Here is a 17,464-nt window from a genome sequence, read left to right on the forward strand (position 1 = left end):
CCGAACGACGACATCGACGAACGGGGAGGCTCGACCATGACCGCACGCATCGGGATCGACGACGTCAGGCCGCTCGCGGGCGACGGCACCCATCCGACCAAGGCCGTCGTCGGCGAGCACGTGCCCGTCGTCGCCACGGTCTGGCGCGAGGGCCACGACGCCGTCGCCGCCAACGTGGCCTGGCGTGGGCCGGGCGAGCGCCGCGACCGCACGACGCGCATGACCGAGATCGGCACGGGCCTCGACCGCTTCGGGGCCACGATCGTGCCCGACGCCGAGGGGCTCTGGACGTTCCGCGTCGACGCGTGGAGCGACCCGTGGGCCACGACGGCGCACGCGATCGAGGCCAAGCTCGCCGCCGGGCAGGGCGTTGCCGAGGTCGCCAACGACCTCGAGCTCGCCGCGCGCCTGCTGGAGCAGGTGGCGGCACGCAAGGACCGACGGGCCGACCAGGCGGCGCTCCAGGGCGCGGCCGACGCGCTGCGCCACGCCGACCTGCCGCTCGGCGCCCGGGTGGGACCCGCCCTGTCTGCCGAGGTGCGCGCCGTGATGCACGAGCACCCCGTGCGCGAGCTCGTCACGAAGGGCCCGACCCGGCAGGTCTGGGTCGACCGCCAGCGGGCCGCGTTCGGCTCCTGGTACGAGTTCTTCCCGCGCTCCACGGGTGGAGTCGACGCCAGCGGCAAGCCGGTGCACGGCACGTTCCGCACCGCGTTCAGCGAGCTCGAGCGGGCCGCCGCGATGCAGTTCGACGTCGCCTACCTGACCCCGATCCATCCCATCGGCCGCGAGAACCGCAAGGGCCGCAACAACACCCTCACGCCCGGCCCGGACGACCCCGGCTCGGTGTACGCGATCGGCGCGGCCGAGGGCGGTCACGACGCGATCCACCCCGAGCTGGGCACCGACGAGGACTTCGCCGCGTTCGTCGCGAAGGCTGCCGAGCTGGGCTTGGAGGTCGCGCTCGACCTCGCCCTGCAGGCTGCGCCCGACCACCCATGGGTCACGGACCACCCGCACCTGTTCACGACGCTGCCCGACGGCACGATCGCGTACGCGGAGAACCCGCCGAAGAAGTATCAGGACATCTACCCGATCAACTTCGACAACGACCCGCCCGCGGCGCTGGCCGAGATGGTGCGCGTCACGTTGCACTGGGTCGAGCGGGGCGTGAAGATCTTCCGGGTCGACAACCCACACACCAAGCCGCCGAGCTTCTGGACCGACCTGATCGCCACGGTCAAGGCTGAGCACCCGGACGTGCTCTTCCTGGCCGAGGCCTTCACCCGTCCGGCGCGCCTCTGGGGCCTGGCCCGGCTCGGCTTCACGCAGAGCTACACGTACTTCACCTGGCGCACGACCAAGGCGGAGCTCACCGAGTTCGGCGAGGACCTGCGCGACCGCTGGGACGACGGCCGCGGCAACCTCTTCGTCAACACGCCCGACATCCTCCCCGAGCACCTGCAGGTGGGAGGGCCGGGCATGTTCGCGCTGCGCGCCGCGCTGGCGGCCACGCTGTCGCCCACCTGGGGCGTCTACGCCGGCTACGAGCTGTACGAGCACGAGGCGCTCAAGCCCGGGAGCGAGGAGTACCTCGACTCCGAGAAGTACGAGCTGCGCCCGCGCGACTTCCAGGCCGCCCTCGACGAGGGTCGTTCACTGGAGCCGTGGCTGACCCGCCTCAACGAGATCCGCCGCGCCCACCCCGCGCTGCAGCAGATGCGCACGCTGCGCTTCCACCACGTCGACCACGACGCGCTGATCGCCTACTCCAAGCACGACCCCGCGAGCGACGACACCGTCGTCGTGGTGGTCTCGCTCGACCCGCACGAGACCCGCGAGGGCACGGTGTCGCTCGACCTGGCCGCCCTCGGGTTCGCGCCCGACGAGCAGCTCACGGCCCACGACGAGGTGACCGGCGAGACCTACACGTGGGGCCCCCACAACTACGTCCGGCTCGACCCGACGCGCGCCTGCGCGCACATCGTCAGCCTGACCCGACGCATCGCGTCCGACCTCGAGGAGCCGCCTGCATGACGACCCAGCACGAAGACACCGCACCCGACCACGCCCTGGAGGGACTCGAGGACACGCCCCACACGGGCGAGTCCGTCGAGGCCGACGGCACGCTCGTGGAACCGCAGGCCGACGACTTCGCCCACGCCGAGCAGGCCCCGAGCGACCCCGAGTGGTTCAAGCGCGCGGTGTTCTACGAGGTGCTGGTGCGCGCGTTCGCCGACTCCGACGGCGACGGCACGGGCGACCTCCGCGGACTGGCTGACAAGCTCGACTACCTCGAGTGGCTCGGCGTCGACTGCCTCTGGCTGCCCCCGTTCTACGCCTCGCCCCTGCGCGACGGCGGCTACGACATCAGCGACTTCCGCGCGGTGCTGCCCGAGTTCGGCACGGTCGACGACTTCGTGCACCTGCTCGAGGAGGCGCACAGCCGCGGCATCCGGGTCATCACCGACCTCGTGCTCAACCACACGTCCGACGCGCACCCGTGGTTCCAGGCCTCGCGCCAGGACCCCGACGGCCCCTACGGCGACTTCTACGTGTGGTCCGACGACGACTCCGCCTACAGCGACGCGCGCATCATCTTCGTCGACACCGAGTCGTCGAACTGGACGTACGACCCCGTGCGCGGGCAGTTCTTCTGGCACCGCTTCTTCAGTCACCAGCCCGATCTCAACTTCGAGAACCCGGCCGTGCGCGAGGCGATGCTCGACATCCTGCGGTTCTGGCTCGACCTGGGCATCGACGGCTTCCGGCTCGACGCCGTGCCGTACCTGTTCGAGGAGGAGGGCACGAACTGCGAGAACCTCCCCCGCACGCACGAGTACCTGCGCGAGGTACGGGCCACGATCGACCGCGAGTTCCCCGGCCGCGTGCTGCTGGCCGAGGCGAACCAGTGGCCGGCCGACGTCGTGGAGTACTTCGGCGACCCGGCCGTGGGCGGCGACGAGTGCCACATGGCGTTCCACTTCCCGCTGATGCCGCGCATCTTCATGGCCGTGCGCCGCGAGTCGCGGTTCCCGATCTCGGAGATCCTGGCGCAGACGCCGCCGATCCCCGACGGCACGCAGTGGGGCATCTTCCTGCGCAACCACGACGAGCTGACGCTCGAGATGGTCACCGACGACGAGCGCGACTACATGTACCGCGAGTACGCCAAGGACCCGCGGATGAAGGCCAACATCGGCATCCGTCGCCGGCTCGCGCCGCTGCTCGAGAACGACCGCAACCAGCTCGAGCTGTTCACCGCGATGCTGCTGAGCCTGCCGGGCTCGCCGGTGCTCTACTACGGCGACGAGATCGGCATGGGCGACAACATCTGGCTGGGCGACCGCGACGCGGTGCGCACCCCGATGCAGTGGTCGCCCGACCGCAACGCGGGCTTCTCGCGCTCCGACCCGGGCCGCGTGTACCTGCCGCCGATCATGGACCCGACGTACGGCTACGAGGCCATCAACGTCGAGTCGCAGCAGGGCAGCAGCGCCTCGCTGCTCAACTGGACGCGCCGCATGATCGCGGTGCGCAAGGAGCACCCCGCGTTCGCCGAGGGCGAGTTCGTCGACCTGGGCGGATCCAACCCGAGCGTCCTGGCCTACGAGCGCCGCCTCGTGCGCGAGGACGGCGAGCTCGACGTCGTGCTGTGCGTCAACAACCTGTCGCGCTTCCCCCAGCCGGTCGAGCTGAACCTGGCCGACCACGAGGGCCGCACGCCGGTCGAGCTGACCGGCCGCGTGCGGTTCCCGCGCGTGGGTGAGCTGCCGTACCTGCTGACCCTCCCGGGCCACGGCTTCTACTGGTTCCAGCTGGCCGAGACCGACGACGAGGGCGAACGGAGGAGCATGGCATGAGCACCGCACCGGGCTCGCACCGCGCGAGCGAATCCCAGACCCACGACGACCTGGTCACCCAGATCGCCGCCGCCCTGCCGGAGTGGCTGCCCACGCAACGGTGGTTCGGCGGCAAGGACCGCGCGATCACGGCCGTGCGTCCGCTCGCCGCGACCGACCTGCCCGCCGGTGACGACGTGCTGCTCCTGCACCTCGTGGTCGAGGTCGAGCAGGGCGACCGCCGCGAGCCGTACCAGCTGCTGATCGGCCACCGCGACGACCAGGTGCCCGACGTGCCGGCGTCCGCCTCCATCCCCCTCGCCGACGGTCCGGCGGTCTACGAGGCGTCCGGCGACGCCGACCTGACGTGCCACCTGCTCGACCTCGTCGCCGGCAGCGCCACGGTCGACGGACTGCGCTTCGCGCCCGAGCCCGGCGCCGAGCTGGAGTCCGGCCTGCGGGGTCACCCGATCAGCACCGAGCAGAGCAACACCTCGATCGTCTACGGCGGCCAGTACATCCTCAAGCTGTTCCGGAAGCTGACCCCCGGGACCAACAAGGACCTCGTGCTGCACCGGGCCCTCCGCGAGGTGCAGTCCGAGCACATCGCCGACCCGCTCGGCTCGATCTCGGGCGAGCTCGGCGAGGAGTCCGTGACGTTCGGCATGCTGCAGCGCTTCATGCCCGACGCTGCCGACGGATGGGTCATGGCCACCACGAGCGTGCGCGACTACATGGCCGACCCGTCGGGCCTGCCGCCCGAGGACCTCGGTGGCGACTTCTCCGGCGAGGCCTACCGGCTCGGTCGGGCGGTGGCCGACGTGCACGCCGACCTGGCGCAGGCGCTCGGCACCCGCGAGGCCGACGCCGACGAGCTCGCCGAGACGGTCACCGCGATGGTCGACCGGCTCGAGCGGGTCGCGGCCGACGTGCCCGAGCTGGCCCAGCACGTCGACGGCCTGGGCGCGGCCTTCCGCGCCGTCGCCGACGTGCCGCCGCCCGTCACGGCGCAGTCCGTGCACGGCGACCTCCACCTCGGCCAGGTGCTGCGCACGCTGCAGGGCTGGCTGCTCCTCGACTTCGAGGGCGAGCCCGCCGCGAGCGCCGCCGAGCGCTCGACGCTCCGCTCGCCGCTGCGCGACGTGGCCGGCATGCTGCGCTCGTTCGACTACGCGGCGCAGCAGCTGCTCGTCGGCCAGGGCGACGACGACCACGACCAGGCCGAGCGGGCCGACGCCTGGGCGCGGCACAACCGGGCCGCCTTCTGCGACGGCTACGCCAAGGTCGCCGGGCGCGATCCCCGGGACGACGCCGTGCTGCTGCGGGCCTTCGAGCTCGACAAGGCCGTCTACGAGGTCGCCTACGAGCACGCGAACCGGCCGGACTGGCTGCTCGTGCCGCTGTCGTCGATCCGACGACTCATGACCGAGGGGAGCTGATCACCGTGGCCGCACCAGTGACACCGACCGTGGGAGAGCTCGACCTCCACCTGTTCGCGGAGGGCCGCCACGAGCGCCTCTGGGAGGTGCTCGGCGCGCACGTGCGCGACTCCACCGACGCAGGGGGAGGCACCTCGTTCGCCGTGTGGGCCCCGCACGCGCAGGCCGTGCAGGTCGTGGGCGGGTTCAACGGCTGGGACGGCGGCGGCCACGCGCTGCAAGCCGTCGGCGGGCCCGGCGTGTGGGAGATCTTCGTGCCCGGAGTCGGCGCCGGGGAGGCCTACAAGTTCCGCATCCAGGGGCCCGACGGCTCGTGGCACGAGAAGGCCGACCCGATGGCCTACGGCACCGAGGTGCCGCCCGCGACCGCGTCGATCGTGGTCGATCCGGCGCACCAGTGGCAGGACGCCGACTGGGTCGCGCGCCGCGACGCCACCACCTGGACCGACGCGCCGATGAGCATCTACGAGGTGCACCTCGGCTCGTGGAAGCAGGGGCTCGACTACCGCGAGCTCGCCGACGCCCTGGCCGACCACCTCGAGGCCACGGGCTTCACGCACGTCGAGCTGATGCCCGTCGCCGAGCACCCGTTCGGCGGCTCGTGGGGCTACCAGGTCACGTCGTACTACGCGCCGACCTCGCGATTCGGCAGCCCCGACGACTTCCGCTGGTTCGTCGACCGGCTTCACCAGCGCGGCTTCGGCGTCATCGTCGACTGGGTGCCCGCGCACTTCCCGAAGGACGAGTGGGCGCTGGCGCGCTTCGACGGCACGGCGCTGTACGAGCACCCCGACCCGCGCCGCGGCGAGCAGCCCGACTGGGGCACGTACGTGTTCGACTTCGGCCACCCGCAGGTGCGCAACTTCCTCGTCGCCAACGCGCTGTTCTGGCTCGAGGAGTTCCACCTCGACGGGCTGCGCGTCGACGCGGTGGCCTCGATGCTCTACCTCGACTACTCCCGCAACGACGGCGAGTGGGTGCCGAACGAGCACGGCGGACGCGAGAACCTCGAGGCCGTGCAGCTGCTGCAGGAGCTCAACGCCACGGTCTACAAGCACCACCCCGGCGTGGTGATGGTGGCCGAGGAGTCGACCGCCTGGCCGGGCGTCAGCCGGCCCACCGAGGGCGGCGGGCTGGGCTTCGGCTTCAAGTGGAACATGGGCTGGATGCACGACACGCTCTCCTACCTGGGCAACGACCCCGTGCACCGCTCGTACCACCACGGCGAGATGACGTTCGCGATCGACTACGCGTTCACCGAGAACTTCGTGCTGCCGCTGTCGCACGACGAGGTCGTGCACGGCAAGGGCTCGCTGTGGGGCCGCATGCCCGGCGACGACTGGAACAAGGCCGCGGGCGTGCGTTCGCTGCTGGCGTTCATGTGGGCGCACCCGGGCAAGCAGATGCTCTTCATGGGCGGCGAGTTCGGGCAGGAGGGCGAGTGGGCCGAGTCGCGCTCGCTCGACTGGGACCAGGCCGCCGAGCCGCTGCACGCGGGCGTGCAGTCGCTGGTGTCGGACCTCAACGCGATCTATCGCGAGGCTCCGGCGCTCTACTCGGCCGACACGGTGCCCGAGGGCTTCGCGTGGATCGACGCCTCCGACACCGCGGGCAACGTGGTGCTGTTCCAGCGGATCGGTCGCGACGGGTCACGGCTGGCGTGTCTGGCCAACTTCTCCGGCAGCCCGCACCACGACTACCGCGTCGGCCTGCCGCTCGCGGGTCCCTGGCGCGAGGTGCTCAACACCGACGCCGAGGTGTACGGCGGCTCCGGCGTGGGCAACATGGGGCTCGTCGAGGCCGAGGGCACGCCGTGGCACGGCCAGCCGGCGTCCGCGCTGGTGCAGCTGCCGCCGGCCGGCGTCCTGTGGCTCGTGCCGGACGAGGTCGACCCCACCGCCGGCAAGCGCCGCGCCACCTGACCCGGCGCCCCGGGCTAGCCTCGGGGCATGAGCCATGCACTGCTGATCGGGGCCGGTGACCTGGGGTCCGACGTGGGGCTGCGGCTCGCGACGCTGGGGCACGAGGTCACGGCCGTGCGGCGCCGAGGTGACCTGGTGTCCGCGCCGATGCGCGGGATCTCCGCCGACCTGACCCGGGAGGCACCAGACCTCGCGGGCCTCGCCGTCGACCTGCTGGTCGTGGCCCTGACCGCTCGGCCCCGTTCGGAGGAGGCGTACCGGGCGACCTACGTCGACGGCATGACGCGGGCGCTGGACGCTCTGACCGCGACGGGGCAGGTGCCCGTGCGTTCCGTGCTCGTGTCGTCGACCGGCGTGTACGGCGACGCGGGGCCGGAGACCGTGCTCGACGAGGACTCCCCGGCCGTCCCCGGCGACGCCCCGGCACGCGTGCTGCTCGAGGCCGAGCAGACGTTCCACGAACGCCTACCGTCCGGCACCGTGCTGCGCCTCTCGGGCCTCTACCGCGGCGAGGGCGGACGTCTCGTCGACCAGGTGCGTAACGGGACCTTCGACGACCCGCACCGGTGGACGAACCGCATCCACCGCGACGACGCCGCGGCGGCCGTCGTGCACCTGCTGACCCGCGCCGAGCAGCCCGGACCGCTGTACGTGGGCACCGACGACGAGCCGTCCCTCATGGGCGACGTCGCGGCGCACGTGGCTCGCCAGCTCGACCTGCCCGCGCCGCCGGCCGCCGAGGCGGCTCGAGGTCACGGCAAGCGACTCTCGAACGCCCGCCTCCGCGCGAGCGGCTGGCGACCGGTGCACCCGACCTACCGCGAGGGCTACGTCCTCCACCCCTGACCCGCCGGCGGGCGGGGGCGGGGTCAGCGGTCGATCATCTGCTGCATGGCCTCGGGGTAGCGGTCGCCGACCACCGCGACGGCGTCGGAGGCGGCCGCGAGCTCGGCGAGGTCGTCGCCCGTCAGCGTGAGCGAGGCGCCGCCCAGGTTCTCCTCGAGCCGCTCGAGCCGGCGCGTGCCGGGGATCGGGACGATCCACGGCTGCTGCGCGAGCAGCCACGCCAGCGCGACCTGGCCGGTCGTGGCGCCGTGCCGCTCCGCCACCGCGGTCACCCGGTCGACGAGCTCGAGGTTCACGTCGAGCGCCTCGGCCGTGAAGCGCGGCAGGGTCGCCCGGATGTCACCCTCGCCGAAGGTCGACTCGCGAGTGACCGCACCCGTCAGGAAGCCGCGACCCAGCGGGCTGAACGGCACGAAGCCGATGCCCAGCTCGGCCAGCACCGGGAGGACCTCCTGCTCCGGCTCACGCCAGAACAGCGAGTACTCGCTCTGCAGCGCCGTCACGGGCTGCACGGCATGGGCACGACGGATCGTCGCGGCGCCCGCCTCGGACAGCCCGAAGTGACGCACCTTGCCGGCGTCGATGAGCTCCTTCACCGCGCCCGCCACGTCCTCGATCGGGACGTTCGGGTCGACCCGGTGCTGGTACAGCAGGTCGATCGTCTCGATGCCGAGGCGGCCGAGCGAGCCGTCGACCGCGTCCCGGATGTGCTCCGGTCGGCTGTCGAGCGCCCCGGTCTGGACGCCACCGGCGTCGATGTCGAAACCGAACTTCGTCGCGATGACGACCTGGTCGCGCACCGGGGCGAGACCCGCGCCGACCAGCTCCTCGTTGTGGAACGGGCCGTAGACCTCGGCGGTGTCGAAGAACGTCACGCCGTGGTCGACGGCGTCACGCAGGAACGTGATCATGTCCTCGCGTTGCGGCAGGGCTCCGAAGCTCTGGCTCATGCCCATGCAGCCGAGGCCGAGGGCCGAGACCTCGAGGCCCTGCGCGCCCAGCGTGCGGGTCGGGACGGATGCGCTCATCTCAGGCCTCCGGGATCTCGCGGCCGAACCGCTCCAGGGTGACGACCTCCGGGTCGGGGCCGCCGCGGACGCCCGTGTCGAGCGCGTCGATCGCGGCCAGCTGCTCGGCGGTGAGGTCGAAGTCGAACACGTCGAGGTTCTCGACGATCCGCGACGGCGTGACCGACTTGGGGATGACCTGGCGTCCCTGCTGCAGGTGCCAGCGCAGCATGACCTGCGCGGGCGTGCGGCCGTGCGCGTCGGCGATGCCGCCGATGATCGTGTCGTCGAGGACGCTGCGCCGCTCGTCGCCGAAGCCGGGGTAGAAGGTGATGCCCCCGATCGGCGACCACGCCTGGTTCACGATGCCCAGCTCGTCGTCCTTCGCCAGCACCTCGGACTGCCGGAAGTACGGGTGCACCTCGATCTGGTTGACCGCGGGCACGACCGACGTCTCGGCCAGCAGCTTGTCCAGGTGCTCGACCATGAAGTTGCTGACGCCGATGGCGCGCACCTTGCCGGCCTCGAGCAGCTCCTCGAGGGCGCGGTAGGCGCCGATCGTCAGGTCGAACCGGCTCGGCAGCGCCTGGTGCAGGATCAGCAGGTCGATCTGGTCGACGCCGAGCTTGCCCGCGCTCTTGTCGAACGCGTGCAGGGTCTCGTCGTGTCCGAAGTCGCTGATCCAGATCTTCGTCTCGATGAAGACGTCGGAGCGGTCGACGTTCGACTCGGCGATCGCGTCGCCCACCTCGCGCTCGTTGAAGTAGCCGGCGGCGGTGTCGATGTGCCGGTAGCCCGCGTCGAGCGCGGCGTGAACCGCGGCCTTCGTCTCGTCCGGCGGCGTCTGGAAGACGCCGAGGCCCAGGGCGGGCATCGTGACGCCGTTGTTCAGGGTGAGGATTTCCATGGCTTCAGCCTTTCTCGGGGGTGGTGACGGGTCAGGGGGTGACGAGGACCTTGAGGGCCTCGCGGTCCTGCATCGCGGTGTAGCCGGCGGGGACGTCGTCGAGGCCGATCGTGCGGTCGAAGACCTTGCCGGGCTCGATCGTGCTGTCCAGGACGAGCGGGATGGCGTCCTCGATGTAGGCGCGGACCGGGGCGGGGCCGCCGGTCAGGGTGACGTTCTTGCCGAAGAGCGACCCGAAGCCGACGGGCGCGGCCTCGTACTGCGGGACGCCGACGCGGCTGATGGTGCCGCCGGGGCGGACGATGCCGTAGGCCTGCTCGTAGGCGGGCATGTGGCCGACGGCCTCGAGGACGACGTGACTGCCCTCGCCGCCGGTCAGGTCCATGACCTTCGCGATGCCCTCCTCGCCACGCTCGGCGACGACGTCGGTGGCGCCGAACTCGCGGCCGAGGTCGGTACGGCTCTGGTGGCGCCCCATGAGGATGATCTGCTCGGCGCCCATCTGCTTCGCGGCGAGCACCGCGGACAGGCCGACCGCGCCGTCGCCGATGACGGTGACGACCTTGCCCGGGGCGACGCGGCCCGTGAAGGCGGCGTGGTGGCCGGTCAGGTAGACGTCGGACATCGTCAGGAGGCTCGGCAGGAGGTCCGAGGACTCCTCGACACCGGGCACGACGACGAGGCTGCCGTCGGCCTGCGGAACGCGCACGGCCTCGGCCTGGCCGCCGCCGACGCCGCCGTTGCCGTAGAAGCCGCCGTGAACGCACGAGGTGTGCACGCCCTCGCGGCAGAACACGCAGGTGTTGTCCTGGAACGCGAACGGCGCGATGACGAGGTCGCCCTTGCGCAGGGTCGAGACGTCGCTGCCGAGCTCCTCGACGATGCCAAGGAACTCGTGGCCCATCGGCGCACCCGTGCTGGAGTGCTCCATCGAGGCGTAGGGGTGCAGGTCGGACCCGCAGATGCAGGAACGGGTGACGCGCACGATCGCGTCGGTGGGGTTCTGGAGGGTCGGGTCGGGGACGGTCTCGACGCGGACGTCGCCGGCGCCGTACATGAAGGTGGCTCGCATGATCCCCATCAGACACCGATGTCAGCGCCCGTGGCAGTGTCCATCGTTCCGGGTACTGGCAGGACCTCCCACCCCGCCCGCAACCGGCCTACCGTGGGGTCATGACGTCCATCGACCTGCGAGCCGAGATCCGGGAGTTCCTGAGCTCCCGACGCGCCCGCATCCGCCCCGAGGACGCCGGGCTGCCCGCCTACGGCGGCAACCGGCGGGTCAAGGGTCTGCGCCGCGAGGAGGTCGCGATGCTCGCCGGGGTGTCGGTCGACTACTACGTGCGCATGGAGCGTGGGAGCCTGGCCGGCGCCTCCGAGAGCGTGCTCGACGCACTTGCGAGTGCCCTGCAGCTGGACGACGCCGAGCGCGACCACCTCAACGCGCTGGCTCGCGAGTCCGGCAGCACGCCGGCCCGTCGCCGGAGGGCCCCGACCGCCTCGATCCGACCAGGCCTTCAGCAGGTCATCGACGCGATCGGCGACGCCCCCGCCTGGATCCGCAACGGGCGCCACGACATCCTCGCGATGAACCCCCTGGCCGCGGCCCTGTACGCACCCGTGCTCGCGGATCCCCGCCGCCCGGCGAACACGACCCGCTTCGTCTACCTCCAGCCCGAGGCCGCCCGCGAGATGTTCGTCGACTACGACCAGATCGCCAAGGACGCCGCGTCGATGCTGCGGCTCGAGGCCGGACGCCACCCGCACGACAAGGCGCTGATCGAGCTCGTGGGCGAGCTGTCGACACAGAGCGAGCTCTTCCGGCAGCGCTGGGCGTCGCAGGACGTCCGCTACCACCGCAGCGGCCGCAAGCGCCTGCGTCACCCGGCGGTCGGCCAGCTCGACCTGGACTACGAGGCGTTCGAGATGCCCGGCGAGCCGGGTCTCCACCTGAACGTCTACACCGCCCCGGTCGGGTCCCCCGCGCACGACGGACTGCGGCTCCTCGGCTCGCTCGTCGCGAGCGACCAGGTCGCGGCCCCCCAGGCGTGAGCACCTCGCGACCCCTGCCCGTCGCCGCAGCCTGGTGCTGGATCGCGGCCGGCCTCGTCTACCTCGGCACCGAGGCGGTCTCGGCGGTGGCGTTCCCCGGCTACTCGTACGCGACGAACTACATCAGCGACCTCGGCATCCCCGAGGTCGGCACGTCCGGCGGCCGACCGATCGACTCGCCGCTGGCCTGGGTCATGAACACGGGCTTCGTGCTGCACGGGCTGCTGTTCGCGGCGGCCGGCGTGCTGGTCGCTGCGAAGCGTGGAACGACGGTGTGGCGCCTCGTCGCCCTGCTCGCCGTCGTCCACGGGGTCGGGAACGTGCTGGTCGGCGTGGTCCACAGCGGCGACGGCCCGCTGCACGGCATCGGGGCCGCGATGGCGATCGTGGGCGGCGACCTCGCCGCGATCACCGCCGGCCTGGCCGTGCGCGCCAAGACGTCGCGACGACTCGGCGCGGCGTTCGTCGCCCTCGGCGTCGTGGGGATCGTCAGCGTCGTCGCCCTCGTGCTCGACAGCGGGTCGAGCAGCGTCGACCTCCTGCCCGACGGGGTGTGGGAGCGGCTCGCCGTCTACACGATCACCGCCTTCGAGCTCACCCTCGGCGCGACGATCCTCGCGCGGCGGCGGCGCAGCGCTCCGCGAGCGTCCTGAAGGCCTCCGACAGCTCGGGCGGGCCGACGACCTCGACCGGGGCGTCGAACCGCAGCAGGGAGGCAGCGAGCCCGGTCCACGACCACGATCCCGTCACGACGCGGGTGCGCCCGTCGCCGAGGTCCTCGACCGTGCCGTCGCCGACGTAGGGGACGACGTCAGCCGCCGGCAGGTCGAGCACCACCTCGCCCTGGTACGGCCACGCCGTCGATCCCGTGGCGCCGCGGAACCGGGCGACGAGGAACGACGTGACGTCGCCCTCCGGGAGGTCGCGCGGCGCGAACCGGGGTCCGTTCGGGATGCGCAGCGCGAGGCGATCGGCCCTGAACGTGCGCCAGTCCTCGCGGTCGAGGTCCCACGCGACGAGGTACCAGCGTCCCTGCCACGTGGCGAGGTGGTGCGGCTCGGCCCGGCGCACGGCGTCCGCTCCGTCGTACGTGAAGCGCAGCACCTCCCGCGCGTGGACGGCGCCCCCGAGCGCGACGAGCACCGCGCTGTCCACCTCCGCCTGCCTGCCCGGCGCGCGGACGGCGACGAGCGGCAGCGCGTCCAGCCGGTGGCGGATCCGCGACGGCATGACCTGTCGCATCGTGGTCAGCGCCCGGAGCGCTCCCTCCTCGACCCCGGTCCCGGCCGTCGCGGCGAGCTGGAGCGCGACGGCCAGGGCGACCGCCTGCTCGTCGTCGAAGAGCAGCGGCGGAAGATCGGCGCCGGCCTCGAGCCGATAGCCGCCGTCGGGTCCCTTGACGGCCTCGATCCGGTAGCCGAGCTCGCGCAGGCGGTCGACGTCGCGGCGGACCGTGCGTCCGCTGACCTCGAGCCGCTCGGCCAGGACGCCGCCCGGCCAGTCGCGCCGCGTCTGCAGCAGCGACAGCATCGCGAGAAGGCGAGAGGACGTCGTGGACATGGCTCCATCATGCGCCACGTAGAGGACACATCCTGTCCTCTATGACTGCGAGCGTGGGTCCACCGGCGACCACGAGGGTCGCCGACCCGAGAAGAGGAACCCCATGTTCGACGTGCTCTCCGACCTCAGCTGGCTGGGCTTCGCCCTGGCCACCCTCGCCTCCATCGCGCTGGCCGGCCTGTGGTTCCCGGTCCTCATCGCCAAGCCCTACGTCGTGGCCCTGGGCCGCGAGGAGGCTCCTGCCCCCGCGAGCAACCTCGTGACGAACCTCGGCCCGATCGTGTGCCTCGTCGTCGTGACGTTCACCAGTGCGGTGCTGCTCGAGGCGCTCCAGGTGACTTCGACCGGCGACGCCGTCCTGTTCGGACTGATCGTCGGCGTGGGCTACCTGTCCGCCATGACCTTCCAGATCGCGATCAACCCCAACTTCCCGAGGCCCCTCTTCTACGGCGTGCTGAACGCCCCGTTCTTCGTGCTCTCGAGCGTGGTCAGCGCGGTGATCATCACGCGAACCTGACGCCGGTCATCTCCTCCGAGAGCGTCCACAGACGGGCGGCGTCGGCGGTGCTCCGCATCGGCTTCCAGAGCGTCTGCTCGCCGGGCGGGCCGCCGATGCCGCCGATCCCCTGCGGGCCGTAGAACCCGCCGTCCTTCGCCTCGGTCGACGTGGCCGCCATCAGGGCCGGGAGCTTCGCGCTCTCCATCGTGCCGGCGACGATGCCGTGCTCGGACATCCAGCGGATCATCTTCACCGCGCGCGTGTCCTCGGAGCGCCCCATCTCGGGACGTGCCGCGAGCAGGCTGGTCGGGGCCACGCCGGGGTGCGAGACGTTGCTCGTGATCCCCCAGCCGGCCGCGGCGCTGCGCCGGCTGAGCTCGAGACCGAAGAGGGCGACCGCCAGCTTCGACTGGCCGTAGGCGTTGGCGCCGTAGGAGCGCTCCCAGCTCACGTCGTCCCAGTTGATGCTCGCTCGCTTTGCGGCGACGCTCGACTGCGAGACCACCCGGGCCCGACCCTCCCGCAGCAGCGGGAGGAGACGACCGGTCAGGGCGACGTGGCCGAGGTGGTTCGTGCCCATCTGCAGCTCGAAGCCGTCGGCGGTCTCTTGCCGCTCCGGCGGCGTCATGACGCCGGCGTTGTTGATCAGCAGGTGGATCGGAGCACCCTCGGCGAGCAGCCCGTCGGCCAGCTTCTCGACCGACGCGAGGGAGGAGAGGTCGAGGTCGGCGAGGACCACCGCCGCATCGCGGTGCGCCGCGCGGATGTGGGCAGCTGCCGCCTCACCCTTGCCGCGGTTGCGCACGGGCAGCACCACCTCGGCACCGGCCGCCGCGACGCGCGTCGCGATGCCGAGGCCGATGCCGTCACTGCCTCCCGTGACCACTGCGCGGCGCCCGGTCAGGTCGGGCACGTCGATGTCGAACGTCTTGCGGGGCATGGGACCACTCCTGCGTCTCGTCGTCCGGCACCCGTCCGGTGCCGTGCAACGAGACTCGCGCAGCGCCGAGAAGTTATCCACGGCCTGACGATCCGTGGCTGGGCGGGACGATCTGCGGAACCATGGACGCATGATCGATCGCGTCGGACTCGCCGAGTTCCTCCGCAGCCGCCGCGAGGCGCTGCAGCCGGAGGACGTCGGCATGCCGCGCGGACAGCGCCGCCGGACGAGCGGACTGCGCCGCGAGGAGGTCGCGGCGCTGTGCCACATGTCGGCCGACTACTACTCGCGGCTGGAGCGACAGCGCGGACCCCAGCCGTCGGAGCAGATGATGGCGTCGATCGCGCAGGGGCTCCACCTCTCGCTCGAGGAGCGCGACCACGTGTTCCGGCTCGCCGGCCACCAGCCGCCGGCGCGCGGGGCGGGGAGCGACCACGTCAGCCCGGGCATGTTGCGCATCTTCGACCGGCTCGCCGACACCCCGGCCGAGATCGTGACCGAGCTCGGCGAGACGCTGCGCCAGACCCCGCTCGGCGTCGCCCTCGTGGGCGACCTCGGCCGCCACACCGGTCCGGCGCGGTGCATCGGCTACCGCTGGTTCACCGACCCGGCGGCGCGCGAGCTGCACCCGCCGGAGGACCACGACTTCTACTCGCGGATGTACGCCTCCGGACTGCGCGGCGTCGTCGCCCTGCGGGGCCCGAAGTCCCGCGCCGCATCGCTCCTGGCCGACCTGACCGACCGCAGCGCGGAGTTCCGCGAGGTGTGGCAACGCCAGGAGGTCGGCATCAAGCCGCGCGAGATCAAGCGGTACCTGCACCCGCAGGTCGGGCTGCTCGAGCTCAGCTGCCAGACCCTGGTTGACCCGGCCCAGTCGCAGCACCTGCTCGTCTACACCGCGGCGCCCGGGAGCGAGAGCCACGAGAAGCTGCAGCTGCTGTCCGTGATCGGACCGACCAGCACCTCAACCAGCGAAGCAGGGGCACCGCTGGCACCGCCGTCGTAGGCTCCGGGGGTGACGGACCAGCGCGAGCGAACGGTGCTGGTGGTGGCGATCCTGGCGTCGTTCGTGGCGTTCCTGGACGGCTCGATCGTGACCGTCGCGCTCCCGGCCATCGCCGAGGAGCTGGGCGGTGACGTGACCCTGCAGCAGTGGGTCGTCGACGGGTACCTGCTGACGCTCGGCTCGTTGATGCTCGTCGCGGGCTCGCTGTCCGACACCTTCGGTCGTCTGCGCATCCTCACGGCAGGCCTCGTCGGTTTCGCGGCCACCTCACTGCTGGCGGCCCTCGCCCCGACCTCCGAGCTGCTGATCGTGGCGCGGGCGCTGCAGGGCGTGGCGGGTGCGCTGCTCGTGCCCTCGAGCCTGGCGCTCATCACCTCCACGTTCACGGGGGCGGCGATGTCCAAAGCGATCGGCACGTGGACCGCGTGGACCGGGGTCGCCTTCCTCATCGGCCCCCTGGCCGGCGGCGCGCTGGTCGACACGCTGAACTGGCGCTGGGTCTTCGGCATCGTCGTGGTCCCCGTGGTCGTGACCCTGGTGCTCGTCACCCGGCTCCCCGGCGACGCGCACCGCGGCACCGACGGCCACGCCCACGTCGACGGCGTCGGCGCCGTGCTGGCGGCCCTGGGCCTGGCCGGTCCGGTCTTCGCCCTGATCGAGGGCCAGCGCATCGGCTTCGACGACCCGTTCCTGCTGGCCGCACTCGTCGGCGGACTGGCCTGCCTCGGCGCGTTCGTCTGGTGGGAGTCGCGCGCACCGCACCCGATGATGCCGCTGCGGCTCTTCCGCGTGCGCGCGTTCGCCGTCGGCAACCTCGCCACGGTCGGCATCTACGCCGCGATCGGCCTCGGCACGCTCGTGATCCCGCTCGTCGTGCAGGAGATCGCGGGCCTGTCGGCGACCGTCTCGGGACTCGTGATGGTGCCGACGACCCTGATCTCGCTCACCCTCGCGAGCCGGATCGGAGCCCTCGCGGGGCGGTTCGGGCCGCGGCCCTTCATGACCGTGGGCCCCCTCATCGTGGCCGCCGGGTTCCTGTGGATGCTGACGGTCCGGGAGCCTGTCGACGTGTGGTGGCAGATCCTGCCCGGGATCCTCCTGTTCGGGCTCGGCATCACGGTCACCGTGACGCCGCTGACGTCGACCGTGCTCGCCGAGGTCCACCCGAACGAGTCGGGCATCGCCTCAGCCGTCAACAACGCCATCGCCCGGGTCGCCGGCCTGGTGTCGGTCGCGTTCATCGGCGTGATCACCGGCGGCACCCTCGACGTCGACGGATTCCACCGTGTCGTCGTCGTGACAGCGGGCTTGCTGGTGCTCGGGTCGCTGGTGTCGGCTGTCGGTCTGCCACGACGGCCGCGAGCCGGCCTCGATGCGGCTGCTTCCTGACCCATCCGCCGGCTCCACGGCGTCGAACTCCTCTTGTTGAACACTTAAGGAGTTT

At 72.0% G+C, this 17,464-nt stretch carries 15 protein-coding genes; 10 read left to right on the forward strand and 5 right to left on the reverse strand.

Annotated features, from left to right (window positions below):
- The first annotated feature begins 36 nt into the window (after positions 1–36).
- From LO931_RS05800 to LO931_RS05820, 5 genes are read left to right on the forward strand one after another with little or no spacing between them, the layout of a single operon-like run.
- Positions 37–2,037, forward strand: coding sequence for a maltotransferase domain-containing protein (locus LO931_RS05800; protein WP_229052332.1), 2,001 nt, complete (start codon positions 37–39; stop codon positions 2,035–2,037).
- Positions 2,034–3,863, forward strand: coding sequence for a maltose alpha-D-glucosyltransferase (gene treS / locus LO931_RS05805; protein ID WP_229052333.1), 1,830 nt, complete (start codon positions 2,034–2,036; stop codon positions 3,861–3,863). The genes LO931_RS05800 and treS overlap by 4 nt, the downstream gene beginning before the upstream one ends.
- Entirely contained in the window at positions 3,860–5,281 is a 1,422-nt protein-coding gene (locus tag LO931_RS05810) for an aminoglycoside phosphotransferase (RefSeq protein WP_229052334.1), read from the forward strand. Before treS ends, LO931_RS05810 begins: the two co-directional genes overlap by 4 nt.
- A gap of 5 nt (positions 5,282–5,286) precedes the next feature.
- Positions 5,287–7,203, forward strand: a complete 1,917-nt coding sequence (gene glgB / locus LO931_RS05815; protein ID WP_229052335.1) for a 1,4-alpha-glucan branching protein GlgB — start codon at positions 5,287–5,289, stop codon at positions 7,201–7,203.
- 27 nt (positions 7,204–7,230) lie between these two features.
- Positions 7,231–8,049, forward strand: coding sequence for an NAD-dependent epimerase/dehydratase family protein (locus LO931_RS05820; RefSeq protein WP_229052336.1), 819 nt, complete (start codon positions 7,231–7,233; stop codon positions 8,047–8,049).
- Between the two features lie 23 nt (positions 8,050–8,072).
- Here the strand turns inward: LO931_RS05820 and LO931_RS05825 are convergent, their stop codons facing one another.
- The 3 genes from LO931_RS05825 to LO931_RS05835 are packed head-to-tail and all read right to left on the reverse strand — an operon-like array spanning position 8,073 to position 11,035.
- On the reverse strand, positions 8,073–9,077 hold the full coding sequence (locus LO931_RS05825; RefSeq protein ID WP_229052337.1) for an aldo/keto reductase: 1,005 nt from the start codon (positions 9,075–9,077) through the stop codon (positions 8,073–8,075).
- A gap of 1 nt (position 9,078) precedes the next feature.
- Complete coding sequence (locus tag LO931_RS05830) at positions 9,079–9,963, reverse strand: aldo/keto reductase (protein WP_229052338.1); 885 nt, start codon at positions 9,961–9,963, stop codon at positions 9,079–9,081.
- A gap of 31 nt (positions 9,964–9,994) precedes the next feature.
- On the reverse strand, positions 9,995–11,035 hold the full coding sequence (locus tag LO931_RS05835) for an alcohol dehydrogenase catalytic domain-containing protein (protein WP_229052339.1): 1,041 nt from the start codon (positions 11,033–11,035) through the stop codon (positions 9,995–9,997).
- A 101-nt stretch (positions 11,036–11,136) separates the two neighbouring features.
- On the opposite strand from LO931_RS05835, the gene LO931_RS05840 reads away from it, so the two are divergent.
- On the forward strand, positions 11,137–12,015 hold the full coding sequence (locus LO931_RS05840) for a helix-turn-helix transcriptional regulator (RefSeq protein ID WP_229052340.1): 879 nt from the start codon (positions 11,137–11,139) through the stop codon (positions 12,013–12,015).
- A complete protein-coding gene (locus LO931_RS05845; RefSeq protein ID WP_229052341.1) occupies positions 12,012–12,668 on the forward strand; it encodes a DUF998 domain-containing protein in 657 nt (218 codons plus the stop codon). Before LO931_RS05840 ends, LO931_RS05845 begins: the two co-directional genes overlap by 4 nt.
- On the opposite strand, the gene LO931_RS05850 is transcribed toward LO931_RS05845, so the two are convergent.
- A complete protein-coding gene (locus LO931_RS05850) occupies positions 12,610–13,575 on the reverse strand; it encodes a YafY family protein (RefSeq protein WP_229052342.1) in 966 nt (321 codons plus the stop codon). The genes LO931_RS05845 and LO931_RS05850 overlap by 59 nt on opposite strands.
- 103 nt (positions 13,576–13,678) lie before the next feature.
- Between LO931_RS05850 and LO931_RS05855 the strand changes: the two genes are divergently transcribed.
- Positions 13,679–14,092, forward strand: a complete 414-nt coding sequence (locus LO931_RS05855) for a DUF1761 domain-containing protein (RefSeq protein WP_229052343.1) — start codon at positions 13,679–13,681, stop codon at positions 14,090–14,092.
- Here the strand turns inward: LO931_RS05855 and LO931_RS05860 are convergent.
- Entirely contained in the window at positions 14,079–15,014 is a 936-nt protein-coding gene (locus LO931_RS05860; RefSeq protein ID WP_229052344.1) for an SDR family oxidoreductase, read from the reverse strand. The two genes, LO931_RS05855 and LO931_RS05860, sit on opposite strands and share 14 nt — an antisense overlap.
- Before the next feature lie 130 nt (positions 15,015–15,144).
- Between LO931_RS05860 and LO931_RS05865 the strand changes: the two genes are divergently transcribed.
- Positions 15,145–16,020: a helix-turn-helix transcriptional regulator gene (locus LO931_RS05865; protein ID WP_229052345.1), complete on the forward strand. Its 876-nt coding sequence runs from the start codon at positions 15,145–15,147 to the stop codon at positions 16,018–16,020.
- A gap of 9 nt (positions 16,021–16,029) precedes the next feature.
- On the forward strand, positions 16,030–17,409 hold the full coding sequence (locus LO931_RS05870; protein ID WP_229052346.1) for an MFS transporter: 1,380 nt from the start codon (positions 16,030–16,032) through the stop codon (positions 17,407–17,409).
- Positions 17,410–17,464: the final 55 nt, after the last annotated feature.

The sequence above is a fragment of the Aeromicrobium sp. Leaf350 genome (assembly GCF_916858655.1).
In the GTDB taxonomy this organism is placed as follows: Bacteria; Actinomycetota; Actinomycetes; order Propionibacteriales; family Nocardioidaceae; genus Aeromicrobium.

Coding starts and splice junctions, on each gene's coding strand:
- LO931_RS05800 (WP_229052332.1), top strand. CDS start 37: ATGACCGCACGCATCGGGATCGACGACGTCAGGCCGCTCGCGGGCGAC.
- treS (WP_229052333.1), top strand. CDS start 2,034: ATGACGACCCAGCACGAAGACACCGCACCCGACCACGCCCTGGAGGGA.
- LO931_RS05810 (WP_229052334.1), top strand. CDS start 3,860: ATGAGCACCGCACCGGGCTCGCACCGCGCGAGCGAATCCCAGACCCAC.
- LO931_RS05820 (WP_229052336.1), top strand. CDS start 7,231: ATGAGCCATGCACTGCTGATCGGGGCCGGTGACCTGGGGTCCGACGTG.
- LO931_RS05825 (WP_229052337.1), bottom strand. CDS start 9,077: ATGAGCGCATCCGTCCCGACCCGCACGCTGGGCGCGCAGGGCCTCGAG.
- LO931_RS05830 (WP_229052338.1), bottom strand. CDS start 9,963: ATGGAAATCCTCACCCTGAACAACGGCGTCACGATGCCCGCCCTGGGC.
- LO931_RS05835 (WP_229052339.1), bottom strand. CDS start 11,035: ATGCGAGCCACCTTCATGTACGGCGCCGGCGACGTCCGCGTCGAGACC.
- LO931_RS05840 (WP_229052340.1), top strand. CDS start 11,137: ATGACGTCCATCGACCTGCGAGCCGAGATCCGGGAGTTCCTGAGCTCC.
- LO931_RS05850 (WP_229052342.1), bottom strand. CDS start 13,575: ATGTCCACGACGTCCTCTCGCCTTCTCGCGATGCTGTCGCTGCTGCAG.
- LO931_RS05855 (WP_229052343.1), top strand. CDS start 13,679: ATGTTCGACGTGCTCTCCGACCTCAGCTGGCTGGGCTTCGCCCTGGCC.
- LO931_RS05860 (WP_229052344.1), bottom strand. CDS start 15,014: ATGCCCCGCAAGACGTTCGACATCGACGTGCCCGACCTGACCGGGCGC.
- LO931_RS05865 (WP_229052345.1), top strand. CDS start 15,145: ATGATCGATCGCGTCGGACTCGCCGAGTTCCTCCGCAGCCGCCGCGAG.